The organism is Azonexus sp., from assembly GCF_036170495.1.
Classification (GTDB): domain Bacteria; phylum Pseudomonadota; class Gammaproteobacteria; order Burkholderiales; family Rhodocyclaceae; genus Azonexus.
In genome coordinates, this window is the sequence record NZ_JAVHPH010000490.1 from 1 (window position 1) to 1485 (window position 1485).

Below are 1485 nucleotides of genomic sequence, written 5' to 3' on the forward strand. Positions count from 1 at the left end.
GACGGCATCAAGAACGGGAACGAGACGGACAAGGACTGCGGCGGCTCGTGTCCCGCGTGCGCAAACGGTCTCAAGTGCGGCGTCAACGCCGACTGCCAGAGCATCGTCTGCAAAGCCAATGTCTGCGCCGTCCCGACGTGCAGCGATGGCGTGAAGAACCAGGGCGAGGCAGGTCTGGACTGCGGCGGCCCGTGCCCGGCCTGCGGCGGTCAGTACGGCGTCCCCGGCCAATCGTGCAATGGCGGTCTCGACTGCGGCGGCGTCTCCTGCTGCCAAAGCCTCCTCGTCCCAGGCGGCACCTTCCCCATGGGCCGGAGCGTGGGCGGCAGCGATGCCTACGCGGGCGGAGGCTCGGACGAGCTGCCCGAGCACAACGCCACGGTGGCTGACTACTACCTCGACACGTTCGAGGTGACGGTGGGGCGGTTCCGCAAGTTTGTGGCCGCGTTCAATGGCACGCCGCCTGCGGTCGGGGCGGGTGCGCACCCTCTCATTGCAAACAGTGGTTGGCAGGCGGGTTGGAATGCTTTGCTGGCTGCCAGCCAGGCAGCGCTCATCAGCAACCTGAAGTTGTGCGGGGGCAACGAGACGTGGACCGACGCGCCTGGGGCGAATGAGACGTACGCCATCAGCTGCGTGTCCTGGTACGAGGCGGCGGCCTTCTGTGCGTGGGATGGCGGGCGGATGCCGACGCTGGCCGAGTGGGAGTATGCCTCGGCGGGCGGGAGTGACAACCGGCTGTACCCTTGGGGAGCGACGGACCCGTCGGTGACCAAGACGCTCGCGAATGACGTGTACAGCGACGATAGCCCCTTCATTGCCGTGGGCAGCCACCCCACAGGTAATGGCAAGTGGGGTCATCGCGACCTGGCCGGTGGAATGTGGGAGTGGAATCTGGATTGGTACGATGCAAACTGGTACTCTGGTGCAGGAAAGGCATGCAGCAACTGTGCCAATCTCAATCAAAGCTCCGGCCGGGTCATCCGCGGCGGCGGTTGGGGCAGCGACGCCTACGGCCTGCGCGCGGCGCTTCGCACCTACGGCGCGCCGGCGAATCGCCTCGAAGCCGTCGGCCTCCGGTGCTCGAGGTCTGTGCCATAAGCAAGGCACGAATGTTGCTCAGCAGTTCAGCATGCCCCTGATCCCCGAGATCTGGTGCGACAGGCGAAGCTTGGCTGAAGAGGAAGGAGGTAGCCACCTGAAACTTCGGATTGCAACCTGCGGGTGAAAGTCCCGACCGTTCGGAGGAGGTCGCCGGGCGGAAGCGAGTCTAGCGTAGGCGTTCGTGAGGACGCATGCGAAGCGTAGGCAGCGGGCATGTGGGCCGCGGGATAGAGCCCCGATAGAAGGAAACTGTTGTGGTGGCCGACGCTTTCAGATTGGCGGAAGGCAATACTGGCGTGACAAATCGCAGGGCCGCAGGCCCGGGAACCTCGTCACGTTGGCCCACCGGGGTCTGAGACCAGGCCACGTATGCAAATGGGT

The 1485-nt window shown here is 65.3% G+C and carries 1 protein-coding gene; it reads left to right on the forward strand.

The window, feature by feature from the left end; all coding sequences use genetic code 11:
* Positions 1 to 1101: formylglycine-generating enzyme family protein (locus ADADOO_RS17680; RefSeq protein ID WP_511278836.1), on the forward strand; the 1101-nt coding region annotated here is incomplete at its 5' end.
* Positions 1102 to 1485: the final 384 nt, after the last annotated feature.